This is a genomic window from Serratia sp. CY47444 (assembly GCF_052168635.1).
In the GTDB taxonomy this organism is placed as follows: domain Bacteria; phylum Pseudomonadota; class Gammaproteobacteria; order Enterobacterales; family Enterobacteriaceae; genus Serratia; species Serratia bockelmannii.
Genome location: NZ_JBJNMH010000001.1, coordinates 237,725 through 259,103 on the forward strand (window position 1 = coordinate 237,725; position 21,379 = coordinate 259,103).

The following is a 21,379-nucleotide window of genomic DNA, read 5'->3' on the forward strand; positions in this document are numbered from 1 at the left end:
CTCCTGACTTTTTTTCTAATGACGTATTACGTATTCCTTACGGTTATCATCTCTGGGAATATTCCTAAAGTCAAATTTGCCAACGCTGCCAGGCCTGCGGCAGCAGGCGTGCGAAACGTTTCGCCCACGCCTGCTGCCCGCGTTCATCGGCAATCAGATCCTGGCGGATTTCGATGCCGACATAAGGCAAACCGCGACGTTCCGCATGCACCGGCAACGTGTAGTCGGTGGCGTCGGTCATCGCATAGGGTTCGTTGATCCCCACCTGCAAATCCCCCTCTTCGCGCAGCAGTTCGGCCAGCAGCAGCGCAAATTCCGGGTAGCGGTTAAACAGCAGGCCCACCTGCCAGGGGCGCGATTCGCCCTTGAACACCGGCGTGAAGCTGTGCATGGCGATCACCGCCGTCGGCAGTTCGCGCAGTTGGCGTTGCCCCAGATGATCGTCGATGGCGTGGTGATACGGCAAAAACACCTCGCGTTCGCGCGCCAGCGCGTGCTCGGCGTCGATACCGATATTGCCGGGGATGGGCGTCAGTTCGGACAAAGGCGGGATCGAGCTGGCGATGCCGGGCGCCCGATTGCAGTCGATCACCAGCCGTGAGTAACGCTGATGGATCAGCGTGGCGTCCAGTTGGCGGCTCAGATGGCGCGACACGCTCAGCGCGCCGATATCCCAGCCGATGTGGCGTTCAATCTCCCCCGGCGGCAAACCGAGGTCGCCAAGGGACTGCGGTATCGCCTTGCCGGCGTGATCGCACAGCAGCAAAAAAGGCGCTTTGCCGCGCGGGATTTCAACGGCAGCTGCGGGCGGTTCATCGGCGGACAATAACGGCGGGATAAACGAATGGGGCATGACGGGCTCCGGCGGTGGAAAGCAAAACGTTTATCGTAGCGCTATCCCGTCGCCGGCCCCAAGGTCGTGCTTAGATCAAAAAGGCATGAGTCAGACTGTAGTCATGCCGTCTCGGCTGGCTGTGGCTGGTGCACCGCGATATAACGCTGATAGCGCGACGGCTTGAGCCGCGTGGTATCCACCAGCACCAGTCCGTCGATACAGTTGTTGAACGCCGGATCGGTGCCGAAGTCGATGAACTGCACCCCACCCGGTTCGCACAGCTCGGTGTATTGCTTGTACAGCGTCGGGATCGAGCAGCCGATGTTGCTGAGCAGGCTCTTCAGCCGTACCAGATCTTCCTGGTAGTTGTCTCCGGCAAACTGCGCCAACACCTGCGGCAGCGACGCCGGATAAGGCCGGCGCGACTGCGCGAAGGCGTGATCCGGCGAGAAATAGAGCCGGTAGAAGGCGATCAGCAAATCGCGCGCCGCCAGCGGCATGCCGCCGGAGATCGACACCGGGCCGAACAGATAGCGATATTGCGGGTATTTCGACAGATAGGCGCCGATGCCCAGCCACAAATAGTCCAGCCCGCGCTTGCCCCAATAGGCCGGCTGAATGAAGCTGCGCCCCAGTTCGATGCCCTGCGCCAGGATCGGTTCCATATCGCGGTCGTAATGGAACAGGCTGTTGCTATAGATGCTTTCCAGCCCTTTGCGTTCGATTTGTTCGGCGGTGGGAATAAAACGATAGGCGCCGACGATCTCCAGCTCTTCCTCATCCCACAGCACCAGGTGGTAGTAATCGTCGTCGTAGCTATCCAGATCGCGGCGGCGGCCGGATCCTTCCCCCACCGCGCGGAAGGCGATCTCGCGCAGGCGCCCCAGCTCGCGCAGGATTGGCGTACGCGCTTCGTCACGGCGGCGATAGAGGTAGATGGTTTTACCGTCCGGCGTTACCCCCAACCGTTCGCAGTTCGCCAACGCCTTTTTCAGCTCCAGACGCTCTTCCGGCAGCGCGATCGGCGACTCGCTGGCGAACAGCCCCGGTTTGCCCTGGCCCAGGCGATAGACGTGGCGGCGAAAGCGCTCCGCCAGATCCTTGGCGCTGGTGTGGCCGTCGTGCCAGCTGGCGAACGGCACACGGCCGCCGACGCGGATCTTGATGCGCCCGCCCCGCTGCTGGAACATTTCACGCACCAGCAGCAGCGTCGACAGCGGCCGATAAACCAGCGAGGTAAAGTAGAACAGGTTGCTGTTGCGCGCGCTGATGTGGATTGGCACGATCGGCGCGCGCGCCTTGGCGGCCAGGCGCAGAAAGCCGGTATGCCAGTGGCCATCGCGGATGCCTTTCGGGCTCATGCGCGACACTTCGCCAGCCGGGAACAGGATCAGCGCGCCCTGATTGTCCAGTTGCTGCTGCATCCCTTCAATCTGTTTGCGGCTGGTTTTATAAGCGACGTTATCCACCGGCACGAACAGGTTGCGCAGCGGTTCGATATAGGTCAGCAGCTGGCTGGCCACCACTTTCACATCCGGGCGCACCGCCGCGACGGCGCGCAGCAGCACCAGGCCGTCGAGTGAGCCGATCGGGTGATTGGCGACGAGCACCACCGGCCCCTGGCTCGGGATGTTTTCCAGATCGCCGTCCACCAGCTCGCAGCTGAGGTTGAAGTAGTCCACCACCTGCTCGATCAGATCGAGCCCTTTCAGGTGGGGATAGTCGGCAGCGAACTGTTTGAATTCTTTTTCGAAGAGAAGGGTTCTTAGCAGGCTGCGCTGCCAGGCAGGGGTATTGCGGTGTGGAAATGCATCTTGCAACAGAGAATCCAGGCTGAACATCGCGTTATCTCCTGACGTAGTCGCTGCAAACTTAAGCCAGAGCCGTGACTCTGACGTGTCAGTTACATGACAATAAAATGAATCCATCGACTATCAGGTATAGCAAAGTAATGACGAATTGGGAGCGAAAGACGCATTTTCGCCCCCACTTGCCCTCACATCGGCGCCAGCAGCGCTTCGATGCGGCGGTTCACCGCTTCGCGCAAGCGCAGCAGCGGCCCGGCCTGGTGCGGATAACGTTTGAAGGTAATGCGCATGCCCAGTTCGCGTTCGATCAGCCCCTCCACCGTCGCCCGGTCGGTCAGACTCTCCAGCAGCTGCAGCGCGCGCATGTCCTGCAGCCCCTGATGCAGCACCCGCAGGCGCAGCGACTCCACCGGCTGCAGATCCTCACCCGGATAGACCACGAACGGATCGCCGGAGGGAAACGCATGGCCGCTGTCGGTCACGGCGTAAGGGTTGATGCGCTCGCGCGAATGGGCGCTGTTATAGAAGTTGAATCCCCAATGCAGGAAGCCGGCGATGCGGTACAGATAGAGCTGCACGCCCAATATGCGGTTGCGCGCCGAAGGCTGGGCGAAGAACCGGTTGGCGACCTCGGTCTTCTGTACGCAGCAATAATAGGCCCACAGGCCAGGCACCCGGTGTTCGATAAAGGGTTCGATATGATCGGTGGCAGCGACCGGGATTTCCACCAGGCCTCGCTGATAGAAAGCGAAATCCGACAGCGCATCGAAGGTGCGAAAGCCATCCAGCAATGGGCGTAGCGCGGCGCTGGCGCGCTGGTAGGCCGCCAGGTTGTCCAGCGTCGGCTCATCGGAAACATGGAACCACACCTGCCGTTCCAGCCCCCGTTCGCGGAACCAGGCGGTCAACGCCGGCAGCAGCGCCTGCAGAAAACGCTGGTACGCTTCGCCCTGCGCATCGGTGTGCCAGCCGAAAAGCGGTCGCGCCTCGCCCTGCTCCTCCACCACGATCTTCGGCGCATGCGCCGCGCCCCATTGGGTAAACAGCGGCGCGATTTCGAAGTGCTCGATGCCCTCTTCCTGCGCCAACGCCACCCACTGCGCCAGGCGGCTGAAATCGAAGCCATACCCCTGCGCCGAACGCATCACCCTCACCAGCTGCACCGTGGTGCGTTCGCCGCCGACGGCGGTATCCAGCGGTGGCGTAAACAGCGGCGTTAGCAGCATATTGACGCCGGCCTGCACCGCACAGCGCACAAAGTTGCGCACCGCGCGCCAGTAATCCGGGCTGAACACCGCCAGGCGATAGTAATCCGCCAGGCAGTCGGTATGCAGCCACTCGGTATGCAACAGCGTTTGCGGCGGCAACGCCGCCGGCACCAGATGCAGCGTCAGCGTGGCCTCGGCCAGCGCTTCTCCGGTTTGCGCATCCAGCAGCCGCAGGGTCAACGGAAAGTCGCCCGCCAGTTTCGCTGCGGCCGGCGGCGTCAGGGTCAGCCACAGGCTGCCATAATAGCGGCAGGCGGCAAAAAAACGCCGTTGCGGCAGCGGCATCAGCGGATCGGGAAATAAGCCCGGCTCGGTCGTCAGGTAATTCTCATCGATCTCGCGATAACAGGGAAAACCGCTCGGTACCGATTGCACCTGGCGCACGCTGATATACGCCGCCAGCGGTCCGTCAAGTTGATAACTGAGCTCATGGCGAGTCTCGTTGCCCGGGGTTTGCAAACAGTACACCGCCTGCCAGGAAAGCACCTCGTTATTTAACCCGCTCAGCCGATTTTCTACGGCAACGGGCGGCATATTTTGGCGATGAAATACTTTCTCCAGGCAATGCGTAAATACCAGAGACAGGCGCATGATAATCGGCCCTCTTTATTTTGGATAAATCAATATTGTGAAATCCAGGCTAACGTCTTTTATCGCCACAGACAATAGCCGGCAATAAAAAACGTTCCTGCACCCTCCTCTGACAGCCACAGCAAGATTTTTTTGTTTATTTGCATCACAAAAATGAAAGAAGCAGAAGCTTGCACAATAAAAATGTTTTTAATCCCCATTATGGTGCAAGGGTTATCAGTTATTCCTATGCCTGCGAAGGCCGCTAAATGCCGCGCCACCGGGGAAAAAACCCGTCAAAAGGTTAACAAATTGTGAATAAACACACCTTTCACTTGGCCGTCAAAGCCTTTCGATTTTAACAACAATGAAACATTAACGCCCCATTTTTGGGCGTTTGGGGGTGTATTGACACATTGAAAGTTAAGGGATAGAAAGAATTTACGTTGCGAAAAACGCTATTCGTCGCTCACCGAGGGGAAAGCAATGTCACCGATAAAAAATACCGGCCGCCTGCTGGCGCATTCTATTCTTGCCAGCGCATTATTATTACCCACGCTGCTCCACGCCGCAGATAAAATAACATTGCGCTATGCCGTTTGGGACAGAAATCAATTATCATCCGAACAGGAGATTGCTAAGCGATTTGAGCAGGCCAACCCGGATATAAAAATAGAAATAGAATTAACCCCCTCGGCACAATATTTCGTTAAATTAGATTCCGCAGCCGCCGGCGGCGTGGCGCCGGATATATTCTGGATCAATATGCCTTATTTTGTGCAGTACGCCAAAAACGGCATTATGGAGCCGCTGGCACCCTATATTAAAGACAGCGGCCTTAAGCTGGACGACGTGGTCGCCAGCTCGGTGAAAGCCTACCAGTACGACGGCCAGCAGATGGCCATCCCGCGCGACGTCGATTCCATCGCCGTGTGGTACAACAAAAAACTGTTCGATCAGGCCGGCGTCAGCTACCCCACCAGCGACTGGAGCTGGGACGATCTGAAAAGCAAGGCTACCGCGCTGAAAAACGGGCTGAAAGGCACGGCCTTCCCGCTGGTGATGGATCTCAGCATCGACGGCCAGGACAGTTACATGAACCTGCTGTTCCAAAACGGCAATCACATCGTGCCGAAAGACGGCCAGCCCACCGACATCGCCAACGACAAATCCCTCTGGGTCTACCAGCAGCTGCAGGGCATGATGAAAGACGGCCTGATGCCAAGCGCCCAGCAGATGAGCGAAGTCAAAACCGAGAACATCTTCCAGTCCAACCGCGCGGCGATGGTCTATGCCGGTTCCTGGCTGGCGGCACCGTTCGCCAATAACCCGCTGATCAACGACCACATCGGCGTGGTGATGATGCCCAAAATTGAACGCCAGTCCGGCGTGGCGCACAGCCTGGCCTTCGCCATGTCGGCCAAAAGCGCCCATAAGCAGGCCGCCTGGAAATATATTGCCTTCATGAGCAGCGAAGCCTCACAGGCTGAGCTGGCCAAGGTGGTGATCCCGGCCAACAAGACGGCGGCCAAGGTCTGGGCGCAGCAGATTCAGAAAGTCGACGTTTCACCTTATATCCAGACCCTTGAAGTGACCCAGGCTTACCCCACCGCCGGCACCAATACGCCGAAGTGGCAGAACATGTGGATAGCCAGCCTGAAGAAGATCTTTATGGGCGCGGACGCTAAGCAGGAAATGGACAAATCGGTCAAGAAGATCGCGCGCGTCATGGAGCAGTAATCGCCCCGCCGCGGGGCGCTGCCCCGAGCGCGCGCCGCGGTGGACCCACGCTGAACGTCATAGGTGAGGAATGGCAACATGTCGCTGGCAGAAACGGCTACGGTCACCCTGAAACCATCCCGGCGCACCGCCCGCCCCGCGCTCAATCGGCTCGAACGCGCCGAACGCTTCTGGGGCTGGGTGATGATCCTGCCGCTGTTGTTGGGGGTGACGGTGTTTTACCTGATCCCCTTTTTGCAAAACATTTTTTACAGCTTTACCGATCTGAACCAGTTCATGCGCTGGAGCAGCATCAGCGTCGATAACTATCTCAACCTGTTCGAAGACGACGACTTCTACACCGCCGCCGCCAACACCTTGTTCTACGTGGTGGTGTGCGTACCGATCAGCCTGAGCCTGTCGCTGCTGCTGGCGATCGGCCTCAATCAGAACATCCGTGGCAAAGGCCTGCTGCGCACCCTGCTGTTCCTGCCGGCGGTCACCATGCCTGCGGCGGTGGCCATGGTGTGGCAATGGCTGTTCAACAAGGATTTCGGCCTGATCAACCAGGCGCTGGGCCTGCTGCACATTGCGCCGGTCGCCTGGCTGTCCGATCCGGACGTGGTGCGCATCAGCGTGTCCATCATCATCATCTGGTCGTCGCTGGCGCTGAAGATCATCATTTTGCTGGCCGGGCTGCAGAGCATTCCGCGCCAGCTGTACGAGGCGGCGGATATCGACGGCATCGGCACCCTGCGCCGCTTCTTCTGTATCACGTTGCCGATGATGGTGCCGACGCTGTTTTTCGTGTCGGTGATGAGCTTTATCGAGATCCTGCAAATCTTCGACGTGGTGTTCCTGATGTTCGACCGCGCGCTGGTGGAAAACGACGTGATGACCGTCACCAACCTGTTCTACAAGTACGCGTTTTACCTGCAGGAAAAAGGCTACGCTTCCGCCATCACCGTGGTGCTGTTCGCCGTCACGCTGGTGATCACCCTGATTCAAATGGCGATCGGCAAGCGCCTGAAAGTCCGCTGAGGAGCTGCACATGAACGCAAGCAAGAAAACGCTGGTGTACCTGTTTATGGGGCTGGCGGCGCTGGCCTCGGTGGTGCCCTTTATCTGGATGCTGGTGACCTCGCTGAAAACCCAGGCCGAGAGCATTCAGATCCCGCTGACGCTGCTGCCAGCGCACCCTAGCCTGCAGGCCTACGGTCGGGTGATGCACGAAATCCCGTTCGCCGGCTTTTACCTCAACTCGCTGCTGGCGACTTTCTTCACCGTCACCCTGCAGATGGCGATCGCTACCCTTGCCGCCTATGGCTTCTCGCGCCTGCATTTTCGCGGCCGTGACGCGGTGTTTCTGGTATGCGTGTCGATCCTGATGGTGCCCGGTCAGGCATTTCTGATCCCGCAATTCCTGGTGGTACAGAAGCTGGGGCTGGTCAACAGCATCACCGGGTTGGTGCTGCCGGGCATTTTCAGCGTTTACGCCACCTTCCTGCTGCGCCAGTTCTTCCTGGCGGTACCGAAGGAAATGGAAGAAGCGGCTTTGATCGACGGCTACAACTACTTCGCCATCTTCTGGCGCATCATGCTGCCGCTGATCCGGCCAGGCATTATCGCCTGCGTCATCATCAATGGCCTGTGGAGCTGGAACAACCTGATGTGGCCGCTGATCGTCAATACCACCACCGAGAAGCTGACGCTGCCGGTTGGCCTCGCCTCGCTCTCCAGCCGCGCCGGGGTGGAATACCCGTTGCTGATGGCCGGGGCGCTGATGGCGGTGATCCCGATGTTGATGCTGTTCATTATTTTCCAACGCTATTTCATCCAGGGCATCGCCAGCGCCGGGGTGAAAGGCTAACGCGCAGACAAGGTAAACGACATGGCCGGAATTCAGTTAAACAGCGTTAAAAAAGTCTACCCCAACGGTTTCCACGCGCTGCACGGCGTCGATCTGGAAATTGAAGACGGGGAATTTATGGTGTTCGTCGGCCCGTCCGGCTGCGCTAAGTCTACCCTGCTGCGGATGATCGCCGGGCTGGAGAGCGTCAGCGAGGGGCAGATCCTGATCCACGATCGCTGCGTCAACGACAGCATGCCGAAGGATCGCGGCATCGCCATGGTGTTCCAGAACTATGCGCTGTACCCGCACATGACGGTGTACAAGAACATGGCGTTCGGCCTGATCGGCAAAGAGAGCAAGGCCGAGATCGACCGCCGGGTGCGCGACGCGGCGGAAAAACTGGAGATCACCAACCTGCTGCAGCGCAAGCCGGGTCAGCTCTCCGGCGGCCAGTGCCAGCGGGTGGCGGTCGGCCGCGCCATCGTGCGCAAACCCAAGGTGTTCCTGTTCGATGAGCCGCTGTCCAACCTCGACGCCAAGCTGCGGGTGTCGATGCGCGTACAGCTGATCGAACTGCACAACCAGCTGAAGCAGGAAGGCGCCGCCGCCACCATGGTGTACGTCACCCACGATCAGGTCGAAGCGATGACCATGGGCGATCGCATTTGCGTGATGAATCGCGGCGCCATCATGCAGGTGGATAAACCGATCAATCTGTACCACCACCCCGCCAACCGTTTCGTCGCCGAGTTTATCGGCAGCCCGTCGATGAATTTGCACGATCTGGCGATCGTGCGCGACGGCCAAACGGTGCGGCTGCGTATCGGCCTGCAGCACCAGCTCGATCTGCCGCCGGCGCTGCAACGGCAGTTGGCCGACTACCCGCATGCGCGGGTGTGTCTCGGCATCCGGCCGGAGTCCCTGCGGCTGTGTGCGCCCGGCAGCGCCAACTGTTTCCCGGCGCAGATCGTCACCATCGAGCGCATGGGCAACGAAGAGTTGCTGCACTGCGAACTGGCTGACCTGCGCTTCGTGCTGCGCATGGCGTCGCTGCCGGACTGGGAGCCGCGCCTCGGCGAAAGCATTCATCTGGCATTCGATCTGACGCGCGCGCATTTGTTCGACGAGCTCAGCGGCCAAAACCTCAAATAACAACAGCGGAGTATCAGCAATGTCGTCAACACAACCCAACAACGTTGCCCTGCGCCCGGTGCGGGTGCTGGTCGTCGGCGCCGGTGCGCGCGGTGAAATCTACTCGCGCTATGCGCTGGCGCACCCCGATTTGATGCAGGTGGTGGCGGTGGCGGAACCGCGCGATGCCTACCGCGAGCCGTTCGTGGTGCAGCACGCCATCGCGCCGGAAAACGTCTTCACCGACTGGCGCCAGGCCGCCGACGCCGGCAAGCTGGCCGACGCGGTGCTGATCTGCACTCAGGATCAGATGCACCTAGAGCCGGCGCTGGCCTTCGCCCGTCAGGGCTACGCCATGCTGCTGGAAAAACCGCTGTCGCCGGACGCCGACGAGTGCCGGGCCATCGTCGCCGAGGTCGTGCGCCAAAAGCTGATCTTCTCAGTCGGCCACGTGCTGCGCTATACCCGCTATACCCAAAAGCTCAAACAGCTGCTGCGCGACGGCGCGATCGGCGACATCGTCAGCCTGCAACACCTGGAGCCGGTCGGCTACTGGCATCAGGCGCACTCCTTCGTACGCGGCAACTGGCGCAACGATAGGCAGGCCGCGTTTATGCTGCTGCAGAAATCCTGCCACGACATCGATTGGATCCGCTACGTGATGGAGCAGCCCTGCGAGCAGGTCAGCTCCTTCGGCAACTTGCGCCACTTCCGCCGGGAAAACCAACCGACCGGCGCGGCGGACAACTGCCTGGATTGTGCGGTGGAGGCAGCCTGTCCCTATTCCGCCAAACGCATCTATCTGGGCGACGACCACAAGGCCACGCCCGGTTTTCTGCGGGTGCTGACGCCGGAACCCGACCAGACGACGCTGCGGGCGGCGCTGCGCGACGGGCCCTACGGCCGCTGCGTCTACCGCTGCGACAATAACGTGGTCGACCATCAGGTGGTCAACATGCAGTTCGCCGGCGGCCGCACTGCGTCGTTCACCATGACGGCCTTCACTCGCCACGAAGATCGCCACACCCGCATCTTCGGCAGCCGCGGCTGCCTGGAAGGCGACGGCCGCCATATCCGCATCACCTCGTTCCTCGACGACGGCGAAACGCATTACGACACCGACGCCGGCCAGGATCTGCACGCGATGGGTGGCCACGGCGGCGGCGACTACTACCTGATGCAGCACTTTATCGCGGCCATTCGCGCCAACGATCCGAGCCAGGTGCTGGCCGGCCCGGCCGAAGCGCTGGAGAGCCACCTGATGGTGTTCGCCGCCGAACGCGCACGCCGTGAAGCGGCGGTGATCGCCCTGAACGGAGCCTGAAGCATGGCCACGACAGAGATGCGTTACGGCTTCGACATCGGCGGCACCAAGATTGAAATGGCCGCTTACGATCGCCGGCTCAATCAGGTGTTGATCCAGCGGGTGCGCACCCCTACCAGAGATTACGGCGAATTCGTGGCCTGCATCGCCGGGCTGGTCGAGCAGGCGGATCGCGAACTGCATACGCGCGGCAGCATCGGCATCGGTTTACCGGGGATCACCGATCCCGTCAGCCGCCGCCAGCTGGCGGTCAACGTGCCCTGCCTGACCGGGCATTGCCTGGCGGATGATTTAACGCGGGCGCTGGCGCGGCCGATCGCCATCGAGAACGATTGCCGCTGTTTCGCGCTGTCGGAAGCCAGTACGCCGCAAACCGCACACCTGCCGCTGGTGTTCGGCGCCATCATCGGCACCGGCGCCGGCGGTGGCCTGGTGGTGAACCGGCAACTGCATAAGGGACGCAGCGGCGTGGCGGGTGAATGGGGCCATATGCCGATCTCGGCCCAGTTGGCGCAGCGTTACGATCTGCCGCTGTTCGGCTGCAACTGCGGGCTGACCGGCTGCTTTGAGCGCTACGTCTCCGGCAGCGGACTGCTGGCGCTGAGCCGCCATTTCGCCCATCCGGCCGCCGACGTGCCAGCGCTGGTCGCCAGCTATCGTGCCGGTGATGCGCTCGCGCATCGGCTGATGACGATTTACGTCGACATTCTGGCCAGCGCGCTGGCCGGCTTACAGCTGCTGCTGGATGTTGATGCCTTCGTGCTGGGCGGTGGATTGTCCAACGTCGGCGAGCTTTACCGGCTGTTGCCGCCGGTGATGCGGCGCTGGCTGCTGCCGGGCGTGGAACCGGCGGCGGTGTTCCCGCCGGTGCACGGTGACAGCAGCGGCGTACGCGGCGCGGCGCTTTTACGCGCGCCGGCATAAAAAAACAGTGAAAGCCTGGCGGTTGTCGAGCGATCGTTGCGGCTTTCGGCCTCGACGGGCTGAATAATTAAATGCCGGGAATTGGCGACTGAAAAATAACGAATTTGCCGTTTTCACTTTGCGTTAACACCGCTTTCGGTTGGCATTAAACTGAAAGCGAAATTAAATATAACCATCTGATAGATATAGATATTTTAAAATTAATCGATTGCATTTCAGTGTTTCGTTTGCTGTAATTCGCCACGAACAACTGAAAGCGCTCCGGTCGGTATCGCTGCGGCTTATTAAGCCGCGGTCGGGCACGGCTACAGGTAAATCAGGAGTCTGCGTTAATGATCAATACCGCAAAACGCCGGGAATTAATTATCGACCAGCTGTGCCGCGAGGGCACGGTGCGCGTGGAGCAGCTCAGCCAGCAGTTTTCGGTGTCCAGCGTCACCATCCGCAGCGATCTGCGCCAGCTGGAAAAACACGGCTGCGCGGTGCGCGCCTACGGCGGCGCTATGTTGAACAAACAGTTCGCCTTCGACCGCCCATTGCAGGACAAGGGCCGCCTCAATCGCGACGTAAAACACGTCATCGCCTGCGCGGCCGCGGCGCTGATTGAAGACGGCGATGCCGTCATCCTCGACTCCGGCTCCACCACCAGCCAGATGGCGCCGCAGTTGGCGGGGAAAAAGGATCTGGTGGTGATGACCAACGCGCTCAACATCGCCTTCGAATTAGCCAGCAACGAGCAGATCGATCTGATGGTGGTCGGGGGCAGCGTGCGCCGCAAAGCCTGGTCGCTTTACGGCCCTGCCGCCGAACAGCAGCTGCGCCAATACCGGTTCGACAAGCTGTTTCTCGGCGTCGACGGTTTCGATCTCACGAGCGGCATCACCACGCCGGATCCGGGCGAAGCGCAGCTGAACCGCGTGATGTGCGAGGTGGCGCGTGAAGTGATCGCCATCGCCGACGCCAGCAAATTCGGCCGCACCAGTTTTTGCATGATCCGCGAAATCGGTCAGATCCACCGTCTGGTCACCGACAGCCGCATTCCGGCGCACTACCTGCAGGCGCTGCACCATTTAGGGATCGACGTGATTATCGCCGACCGTTAACCGAGGCTTTTTAAGGAGCTGTCATCATGAACGCGTATTTCTCTTACGAGGCGGATTGGCTGAAGCAGCGCAACGCCTGGCACACCGCCGCAGAAATTTGGCAACAGCCGGATCTGTGGGCAGCGCTGCACCGGCAGCTGCAGGATCAACAGGCGCAGTGGCAGCCGTTCCTGGCGCCGCTGCTGGCCAATCCGCGCCTGCAGATCGTCCTGTGCGGCGCCGGCAGTTCGGCATTTGCCGGCCGTGCCCTGGCGCCCTGGCTGCGCGAACGCACCGGCCGCGACGTGGTAGCCTACGGCACCACCGATATCGTCGCCAACCCGCTGCAGTATCTCGACCCTGATCGGCCGACGCTGCTGGTCTCTTTCGCCCGCTCGGGCAACAGCCCCGAAAGCGTGGCGACGGTGGAGCTGGCCGACCAGCTGCTGCCGGAAAGCTATCACCTGATGCTGGTGTGCAACCTGGACAGCCGGCTGGCGCAGTACGCGCATCGGCGTGACAACGTCTGTTCGTTGGTGATGCCGCAAGGTTCCAACGATCAGAGCTTCGCCATGACCTCCAGCTTCAGCTGCATGATGCTGAGCGCCGCGCTGCTGCTCGGCCCAACGTCGCTCGAGGCCGCCCAAGCACCGCTGAGTGCCATGGTGCAGCGCTGCCGAGAACTGCGTGAAACGCTGCAGGCGCAGGTGAAAGCGCTGGCCGCCAGCGGCTTCCGCCGCTACATCACCCTCGGCGGCAGCTGCTTTACCGGCCTCGCCGAAGAGGCCTCACTTAAGATGCTGGAGCTGACCGCCGGCCGCATCGTTACACGCTACGACTCGCCGCTCGGCCTGCGCCACGGCCCGAAATTCATGGTCGACGGCCAGACGTTGGTGGTGCTGATGTTCTCCCACGACGACTACGCCCGCCAGTATGACCGCGATCTGTGGAATGAGCTGCAGCGCGACGGGCTGGCGATGCAGTTGGTCGGATTGACCAGCGAACGCCAACCCCTGTCCGACGCTCTGCTGAATATGCACGACGCGGCTGACGATATCTGGCTGCTGTTCCCGTATCTGCTGTTCACCCAGATGCTGGCCTTCGAGAGTTCGCTGGCGCTGGGGCTGACCCCGGACAACCCTTGCCCGACCGGCGAGGTCAACCGGGTGGTGAAAGGCGTGACGATTTACCGTTTTCCCTCCCCTGAGTTGTAAGGAGATCCCATGTATCTGATAGCCAATCGAGAAATGCTGCTCAAGGCACAGCGCCAGGGTTACGCCGTTCCGGCGTTTAACGTCCACAATCTGGAAACCGTGCAGGTGGTGGCGGAGACCGCCGCCGAGCTGCGCTCACCGGTGATCATGGCCGGCACGCCCGGCACCTTCAGCTACGCCGGCACCGACTACCTGATCGGCATTTGCCAATCGGCCGCGCACCGCTACGATTTGCCGCTGGCGCTGCATCTGGATCATCACGAAGAGCTGGACGACATCGAGCACAAGGTGAAAAGTGGTATCCGCTCGGTGATGATCGACGGTTCCCATCTGCCGTTCGAGCAGAACATCGCCAAGGTGGCCGCCGCAGTGGCCCTGTGCCACCGCTATGGCGCCAGCGTGGAGGCGGAGCTGGGCCGCCTGGGCGGGCAGGAAGACGATCTGATCGTCGATACCGCGGACAGCTTCTATACCGACCCGATGGCGGCACGCGAGTTTGTCGCCGCCACCGGCATCGATTCGCTGGCGGTGGCGATCGGTTCCGCCCACGGCCTGTATCACGGTGAGCCGAAGCTGGACTTCGAGCGCCTGGCGCTGATCCGCGAACAGGTGGACGTGCCCCTGGTGCTGCACGGCGCCTCCGGCATTCCGGAAGCGATGGTCAAGCGCGCGATTTCGCTCGGCGTCTGCAAAGTCAATGTCGCTACCGAACTGAAAATCGCCTTCGCCGATGCGGTAAAAAGCTACTTTTCGCAGCACCCGGATGCTAACGATCCGCGCAAATACATCGTCCCCGGCAAGCTGGCGATGAAAGAAGTGGTGGCGGAAAAGATCCGCATCTGCGGCAGCAGTGGCATGCTGTAAGCCCGCGCTCGCCCCCGGTTCCTGCCGTTACACCACGGGGGCGAAAACATCCCGCCATTCCCCGCTTTCCTGAGAGAACGATCACAGCCTTTTACCCTGCCCGCACCGGAAACCATTAACCGGTCTTCACTATGATCCAAATCATGGTTTTGCTCACCCTACCTCCCTATTATCAAATCCATTGGATGAAGGCAGTAGGAATTTTGCCCATTCGTTTTTATTTCGCCACACGAAATAGCTTATTTAATGAAAACAAGCATGCTTGTTTTTAATTGGCAGCATTCTTTACTCTAAGAGGAACAGCGTATGAACCATTACTTAGCCGTATTAAGCGCATTGGTCATTCTGCCCTTCGCTCTGCAAGCAAAACCGCTTTCCGGAAGCCAGGTCGCCTCCGGCGTCGTGCGCTTCACCGGCGCCATTACTACGCCAACCTGCGCCATCACACATCAGGATGAACAGCTTATCTCCAACTGTTTCGGCAAAGTGACGGAATATCAGAACGGGTATATTTCTTCTTCGTTAAAAGAGATGCCAAAAGAATTAGTCTCTGCCGTCACCAGTGAAATGGTGAATAACAATCCCTATTTAAAGCGTGTGACCATCAGCTATAAGTAACCCCAATGTGTCAATGCTTGATGAAATAATAAACAAGAAACAACTTGTCTTGATAACTTATAAATTTATTTTATAAATTCGTCGAACAATGACTCCCTGGCTTCCCCTGAGCCGCCTATTTGGGTAACCCTGCGGTTGCCCATCAACATGTCCGAAATCCGCCATCGTCTCCCTCCGTTTCATGCGATAATCCCCACACTAAACCGAGGAGTGATCCAGATGCAGACTTTTTTGATTGATCGTACCGCTACGCCGGTGGGTGAACTGGTGCTGATTGCCGATGAACAGGGGCGCCTGCGGGCGATTGACTGGACCGATCACGAAGCGCGCCTCATGAAGCTGCTAAATACCCACTACCGCGCCGATCGCTTCACCCTGCGCGAACAGCGCGATCCCAGCGGGCTGACCGACGCCATGCAGCGCTATTTCGCCGGTGAACTGAGCATTATCGATCGGTTGCCGGTGATGACTGCCGGCACCGAGTTCCAACGCACCGTGTGGCAACAGCTGCGCCAAATCCCCTGCGGCGAGATCCTGACCTACGGCCAACTGGCGCAACGCATCGGCCGTCCGACCGCCTCGCGCGCGGTCGGCATGGCCAACGGTTCAAATCCGATCAGCATCGTGGTGCCCTGCCACCGAGTGATCGGTTCGCAGGGCGCGCTGACCGGCTATGCCGGCGGCGTACAACGCAAGCAGTGGCTGCTGCAGCACGAAGGCTACCTGCCGAAAAATTTGCTGTAGCCACCTATCCAGCGCCATTGTTTGGCGCTGCTTAATAAAACACATTGCTCTACGCCGCGCGCGTGACCACTTGGGTACTATTAATAGCTTGTGTGAATAAAACGCATAAGTCACAAATAATACTCATAACTTCAGTCCCATACAGAATAATCGGCGGCATGTGTGCGCAAAATTCGCACACAATACCCCTATTCATGCTAATGCCACCCTTATCAGCTGCAGCAAAAGATGTTAAAATTGACTCATATCAATTATTGAATGAGCGTAATCTATGATCCCGGAAAAACGCGTGATTCGTCGTATCCAGTCTGGTGGTTGTGCGATCCATTGCCAGGACTGCAGCATCAGCCAGCTGTGCATTCCTTTCACCCTTAATGCTCACGAGCTGGACCAGCTCGACAACATTATCGAGAGGAAAAAGCCCATCCAGAAAGGCCAGACCCTGTTCAAGGCCGGCGACGAGCTGAAATCGCTGTACGCGATCCGTTCCGGGACCATCAAAAGCTACACCATCACCGAGCAAGGCGACGAGCAAATCACCGGTTTCCACCTGGCGGGTGACCTGGTGGGCTTCGATGCCATCGGCGGCCTGAAGCACCCGAGCTTCGCCCAGGCGCTGGAAACCTCGATGGTGTGCGAGATCCCGTTCGAGACCCTCGACGATCTGTCCGGCAAAATGCCCAACCTGCGTCAGCAGATCATGCGGCTGATGAGCGGCGAGATCAAAGGCGATCAGGACATGATCCTGCTACTGTCGAAGAAAAACGCCGAAGAGCGCCTGGCGGCGTTCGTTTACAACCTGTCGCGCCGCTTCGCGGAGCGCGGTTTCTCACCACGCGAGTTCCGGTTGACCATGACCCGCGGCGACATCGGCAACTACCTCGGCCTGACGGTGGAAACCATCAGCCGCCTGCTGGGCCGCTTCCAGAAAAGCGAAATCCTCAGCGTGAAAGGCAAATACATCACCATCGAAAATGCCGACGCCCTGTCGGTGCTGGCCGGAACGCCACGTATCAACGTGACCGTCAACGCCTAATTCCCCTGCCGGATCAACATTTCACCGAAATTGTTGATCCGGCACGCTTCTGTTGTTGTTCTGTTTTTCAATGTTGGGTTACTCTGTAAATTAACAGACTGTTGATTTCAGCTGTAAGGAGGCCCTATGGCGAAGTATCAGAATCTTCTGGTGGCTATTGACCCCAATCAGGACGATCAGCCGGCATTGCGCCGCGCCGTGTACCTGGTAAAACGGAACGGCGGGCGCATCAAAGCCTTCCTACCCATTTACGACTTCTCTTACGAAATGACGACCCTGCTCTCCCCGGACGAAAGAACGGCGATGCGGCAAGGTGTGATCAGCCAACGCGCCGCCTGGATCAACGAGCAGTGTCGTTTCTATCTCAACGACGGCGTGCCGATCGAAATCAAAGTGGTCTGGCATAACCGCCCCTTCGAAGCCATCATTCAGGAAGTGCTTTCTGGCCAACATGACCTGCTGCTGAAAATGGCGCACCAGCACGACCGGTTGGAGTCGGTGATCTTTACCCCCACCGACTGGCACCTGCTGCGCAAATGCCCTTGCCCGGTGTGGATGGTGAAAGACCAGCCCTGGCCGGAAGGCGGCAAAGCGCTGGTGGCGGTCAACCTGGCCAGCGAAGAACCCTATCACGACCCGCTCAATATCAAACTGGTGCAAGAAACCGTCGAACTGGCGCAAAACGTCAACCAGACCGAGGTTCACCTGGTCGGCGCCTATCCCGTCACGCCGATCAACATCGCCATCGAACTGCCCGACTTCGACCCGAGCGTCTACAACGACGCCATTCGCGGCCAGCACCTGATCGCCATGAAAGCGCTGCGGCAGAAATTCTGCATTAAGGAAGAGTTCACCCACGTAGAAAAAGGCCTGCCGGAAGAGGTGATCCCCGATCTGGCCGAACACCTGCAGGCCGGCGTGGTGGTGCTGGGCACCTTGGGCCGCACAGGCATTTCAGCCGCCTTTATCGGCAACACCGCGGAACATGTGATCGATCATCTGAAATGCGACCTGCTGGTGATTAAACCGGAAAACTTCAACTGCCCGATCGAGGCGGATGAAGACGACGAACACGACGACGAAGATTAAGCTTCGCGCATAAAAAACGGGCCGCTAAGCGGCCCGTTTTTCTTTGGTTGCCCAATTTTACTTCTGCAACGCCCGCAGAATCGCTTCCACGCTGTCTTTGGCGTCGCCAAACAGCATCTGAGTGTTCTCCTTGAAGAACAGCGGGTTTTGCACGCCGGCGTAGCCGGTGTTCATCGACCGTTTGAACGCGATCACGTTCTGCGCTTTCCACACTTCCAGTACCGGCATGCCAGCGATCGGGCTGCGCGGATCTTCCAGCGCCGCCGGGTTCACCGTGTCGTTGGCGCCGATCACCAGCACGGTGTCGGTATCCGGGAAATCTTCGTTGATTTCATCCATCTCCAGCACCACATCGTACGGCACCTTCGCCTCCGCCAGCAGCACGTTCATGTGGCCCGGCAAGCGCCCGGCGACCGGGTGAATACCGAAACGGACCTTCACGCCGCGCGCCCGCAGTTTCTCGGTGATTTCCGCCACCGGATATTGCGCCTGTGCCACCGCCATGCCGTAACCCGGGGTGATGATCACCGAGGTGGAGTTCTTCAACTGCTCGGCCACCTCTTCCGCCGTGGTTTCACGGTATTCGCCCATCTCTTCGGCATCGCCGGTGGATGAACCGTCACTGCCGAAACCGCCGGCGATCACGCTGATAAACGAACGGTTCATCGCCTTACACATGATGTAAGACAGGATAGCCCCCGAAGAGCCCACCAGCGCGCCGGTGACGATCAGCAGATCGTTGCTCAGCATGAAGCCCGCCGCGGCCGCGGCCCACCCTGAGTAAGAGTTGAGCATCGACACCACCACCGGCATGTCGGCGCCGCCGATCGAGGCAACCAGATGCCAGCCGAACGCCAGCGCGATCGCCGTCATCAGCAGCAGCGTCACCACCTGCCAGCCCACGCTGTCGGCGCGCACGAATGCCACCAGCAGCAAGAACGAGATCACCAGCGCCGCCAGGTTCAGCTTGTGGCGATTCGGCAGCATCAGCGGCTTGGAAGAGATGATGCCGCGCAGCTTACCGAAGGCGACGATCGACCCGGTGAAGGTCACCGCACCGATAAAGATGCCGAGGAACACTTCGGTCAGATGGATATTCGCCATCACCGGTTCCATCGGCGCGCCGTGATCCAGGTAGCTATTGAAACCGACCAGCACCGCGGCCAGGCCAACGAAGCTGTGCAGCACCGCCACCAGTTCCGGCATTTCGGTCATCTCGACCTTCTTCGCCAGATAGACGCCGATCGAACCGCCGATGATCATGGCGATGATGATCCAGCCGACGTTGCCGGAATCCGGCCCCAGAATGGTGGCGAGCAGCGCGATCGCCATACCGGCGACGCCGAACAGGTTGCCCTGCTTCGACGTTTCATGACGCGACAGGCCCGCCAGGCTGAAAATAAACAAAATAGCGGCAACAATGTATGCAGCTGTAACCAATCCTCCAGACATTTGTTACCCCTTAGTTCTTGCGGAACATCTTCAGCATGCGCTGAGTGACGGTGAATCCACCAAAAATGTTGATGCTGGCGATCAGCACGGCGATAAAGGAGAGGAAACTCACCCAGCCGCCGTGGCCAATTTGCAGCAGCGCACCGACCACGATAATCCCTGATATCGCGTTGGTGACCGACATCAACGGAGTATGCAGCGCATGGCTGACGTTCCAGACCACGTAGTAACCGACCACGCAGGCCAGCGCGAACACGGTAAAGTGCGACAAGAACTCTTTCGGCGCCGCGTCCGCCAGCCAGCCGAACAGCAGGATCGCCAGGGCCATCAGGCCGTACTTCAGCCACGGCGAGGTCGGTTTGGCTTCGGGTTTGGCGACCGGTGCAGCGGCAGGTGCCGCTTTCGGCTGGGCGGAGACCTGGATTGGCGGCGCCGGCCAGGTGACTTCACCGCTGCGCACCACGGTAACGCCGCGGATCACCGTATCGTCGAAATCGATGTCGATCTCGCCATTTTTCTCTTTCGATAGCAGCTTCAACAGGTTGACCAGGTTGGTGCCGTACAGCTGCGAAGATTGGGTCGGCAAGCGGCTCGGCAGGTCGGTATAGCCGATGATTTTCACGCCGTTGTCGGTCACGGTAATGGTGTCGGCCACGGTCAGTTCGCAGTTGCCGCCGGTTTGCGCCGCCAGATCGACGATCACGCTGCCCGGCTTCATCGACGCCACCATCTCTTTGGTGATGAGCTTCGGCGCCGGTTTGCCTGGGATCAGCGCGGTGGTGACGATGATATCAACCTCCGCCGCCTGTGCGGCAAACAGCGCCATCTCGGCCTTGATAAAGGCTTCGGACATCACTTTGGCGTAACCGTCGCCGCTGCCCGCTTCCTCTTCAAAATCCAGCTCGAGAAATTCCGCGCCCATGCTCTGCACCTGCTCTTTCACTTCCGGGCGGGTGTCGAAGGCGCGCACGATGGCGCCGAGGCTGCCCGCAGCGCCGATCGCCGCCAGGCCGGCCACGCCGGCGCCGATGATCATCACCTTAGCCGGCGGCACTTTGCCGGCGGCGGTGATCTGGCCGGTGAAGAAGCGGCCGAACTCATGCGCCGCTTCGACGATCGCGCGGTAGCCGGCGATGTTGGCCATCGAGCTCAGCGCATCCATCGACTGGGCGCGCGAGATGCGTGGCACCGAATCCATCGCCAGCGCGGTGACGTTGCGCGCCGCCAGCTTGGCCATCAGCTCGGGGTTTTGCGCCGGCCAGATAAAGCTGACCAGCGTGCTGCCTTCGCGCATCAAGGCGATCTCGTCGTCTTGCGGCGCGTTGACTTTCAGGATCAGATCCGACTGCCACACTTCGTTTTCGTCGACCAGCGCCGCACCGGCGGCTTCGTAGGCGACGTCGTCAAAACTGGCCAGTTTGCCCGCCCCGCGTTCAATCGCGACGGTAAAACCCAGCTTCAGCAGTTGTTCCACCGTTTTCGGCGTGGCTGCGACCCGGGCTTCATTGGCCAACCGCTCTCTTGGTACACCAATACGCATAATGTTCCCTTCTCACCTGTCTTGGATGATGTTTATTATTTTCCTGCCCATAGCACGACGCCACCGGCGAGCAAGGCGTTAACTTGCCCGCACTGATTTCAGACGCCAACTATAACCTACTGAAAATAAGGTCGATGATCCATAATTGCTTACGCATTCAGCTCTGTTTTTACATAAAAATGCCGCGCGTGATATGACAAATCGCAATTTACTGTGAAAAAATCCATACAGAACAGCACATTCTGCGTGACAAGAGGTTTACGCCCGGCGTAACGATTGATGGCCACGTGCGGTGAAAAAGCATAAAAG

General features: G+C 59.5%; 18 protein-coding genes. 13 read left to right on the plus strand and 5 right to left on the minus strand.

Annotated features, from left to right (window positions below):
• Positions 1-70 precede the first annotated feature (70 nt).
• The 3 genes from ACJ8IL_RS01050 to ACJ8IL_RS01060 form a co-directional block, all read right to left on the minus strand.
• Positions 71-853, minus strand: coding sequence for an N-formylglutamate amidohydrolase (locus ACJ8IL_RS01050; protein ID WP_442516299.1), 783 nt, complete (start codon positions 851-853; stop codon positions 71-73).
• Positions 854-954: 101 nt separating this feature from the next.
• A complete protein-coding gene (gene olsF, locus ACJ8IL_RS01055; RefSeq protein ID WP_025302952.1) occupies positions 955-2,676 on the minus strand; it encodes an ornithine lipid synthase OlsF in 1,722 nt (573 codons plus the stop codon).
• A 155-nt stretch (positions 2,677-2,831) separates the two neighbouring features.
• A complete protein-coding gene (locus tag ACJ8IL_RS01060) occupies positions 2,832-4,502 on the minus strand; it encodes a DUF4091 domain-containing protein (RefSeq protein WP_261424642.1) in 1,671 nt (556 codons plus the stop codon).
• 465 nt (positions 4,503-4,967) lie between these two features.
• Between ACJ8IL_RS01060 and ACJ8IL_RS01065 the strand changes: the two genes are divergently transcribed.
• From ACJ8IL_RS01065 to uspE, 13 genes are all read left to right on the plus strand, one after another.
• Positions 4,968-6,221, plus strand: a complete 1,254-nt coding sequence (locus ACJ8IL_RS01065) for an ABC transporter substrate-binding protein (protein WP_025302954.1) — start codon at positions 4,968-4,970, stop codon at positions 6,219-6,221.
• 78 nt (positions 6,222-6,299) lie between these two features.
• Positions 6,300-7,241, plus strand: a complete 942-nt coding sequence (locus tag ACJ8IL_RS01070) for a carbohydrate ABC transporter permease (protein WP_442516300.1) — start codon at positions 6,300-6,302, stop codon at positions 7,239-7,241.
• A 10-nt stretch (positions 7,242-7,251) separates the two neighbouring features.
• Positions 7,252-8,070 (plus strand): carbohydrate ABC transporter permease, encoded by an 819-nt coding sequence (locus ACJ8IL_RS01075; RefSeq protein ID WP_261424649.1) that lies wholly within the window; start codon positions 7,252-7,254, stop codon positions 8,068-8,070.
• A gap of 21 nt (positions 8,071-8,091) precedes the next feature.
• Entirely contained in the window at positions 8,092-9,204 is a 1,113-nt protein-coding gene (locus tag ACJ8IL_RS01080) for an ABC transporter ATP-binding protein (protein WP_025302956.1), read from the plus strand.
• A 19-nt stretch (positions 9,205-9,223) separates the two neighbouring features.
• Complete coding sequence (locus tag ACJ8IL_RS01085; RefSeq protein WP_442516301.1) at positions 9,224-10,507, plus strand: Gfo/Idh/MocA family protein; 1,284 nt, start codon at positions 9,224-9,226, stop codon at positions 10,505-10,507.
• Between the two features lie 18 nt (positions 10,508-10,525).
• Positions 10,526-11,431 (plus strand): ROK family protein, encoded by a 906-nt coding sequence (locus ACJ8IL_RS01090; RefSeq protein WP_049275861.1) that lies wholly within the window; start codon positions 10,526-10,528, stop codon positions 11,429-11,431.
• A 332-nt stretch (positions 11,432-11,763) separates the two neighbouring features.
• Positions 11,764-12,534, plus strand: coding sequence for a transcriptional repressor AgaR (gene agaR, locus ACJ8IL_RS01095; RefSeq protein ID WP_025302959.1), 771 nt, complete (start codon positions 11,764-11,766; stop codon positions 12,532-12,534).
• Positions 12,535-12,560: 26 nt separating this feature from the next.
• Positions 12,561-13,727, plus strand: a complete 1,167-nt coding sequence (locus tag ACJ8IL_RS01100; RefSeq protein WP_442516302.1) for an SIS domain-containing protein — start codon at positions 12,561-12,563, stop codon at positions 13,725-13,727.
• Between the two features lie 9 nt (positions 13,728-13,736).
• Positions 13,737-14,591 carry a tagatose bisphosphate family class II aldolase gene (locus ACJ8IL_RS01105; RefSeq protein WP_025302961.1) on the plus strand — a complete coding sequence of 285 codons (855 nt, stop codon included), beginning with the start codon at positions 13,737-13,739 and terminating at the stop codon, positions 14,589-14,591.
• A 306-nt stretch (positions 14,592-14,897) separates the two neighbouring features.
• Entirely contained in the window at positions 14,898-15,209 is a 312-nt protein-coding gene (locus ACJ8IL_RS01110) for a hypothetical protein (RefSeq protein ID WP_173890650.1), read from the plus strand.
• A 219-nt stretch (positions 15,210-15,428) separates the two neighbouring features.
• The gene (ogt, locus tag ACJ8IL_RS01115; protein WP_025302963.1) at positions 15,429-15,953 is read left to right on the plus strand and encodes a methylated-DNA--[protein]-cysteine S-methyltransferase; all 525 of its coding nucleotides are present in this window, start codon (positions 15,429-15,431) and stop codon (positions 15,951-15,953) included.
• Positions 15,954-16,224: 271 nt separating this feature from the next.
• On the plus strand, positions 16,225-16,989 hold the full coding sequence (locus ACJ8IL_RS01120; RefSeq protein ID WP_004938278.1) for an FNR family transcription factor: 765 nt from the start codon (positions 16,225-16,227) through the stop codon (positions 16,987-16,989).
• A gap of 126 nt (positions 16,990-17,115) precedes the next feature.
• Positions 17,116-18,078: a universal stress protein UspE gene (gene uspE / locus ACJ8IL_RS01125; RefSeq protein ID WP_004938281.1), complete on the plus strand. Its 963-nt coding sequence runs from the start codon at positions 17,116-17,118 to the stop codon at positions 18,076-18,078.
• Between the two features lie 57 nt (positions 18,079-18,135).
• Here uspE and pntB read toward each other — a convergent pair whose 3' ends face one another.
• Positions 18,136-19,530, minus strand: a complete 1,395-nt coding sequence (pntB, locus tag ACJ8IL_RS01130; protein WP_089180957.1) for a Re/Si-specific NAD(P)(+) transhydrogenase subunit beta — start codon at positions 19,528-19,530, stop codon at positions 18,136-18,138.
• Between the two features lie 10 nt (positions 19,531-19,540).
• Positions 19,541-21,070 (minus strand): Re/Si-specific NAD(P)(+) transhydrogenase subunit alpha, encoded by a 1,530-nt coding sequence (pntA, locus tag ACJ8IL_RS01135; RefSeq protein ID WP_049207477.1) that lies wholly within the window; start codon positions 21,068-21,070, stop codon positions 19,541-19,543.
• Positions 21,071-21,379: the final 309 nt, after the last annotated feature.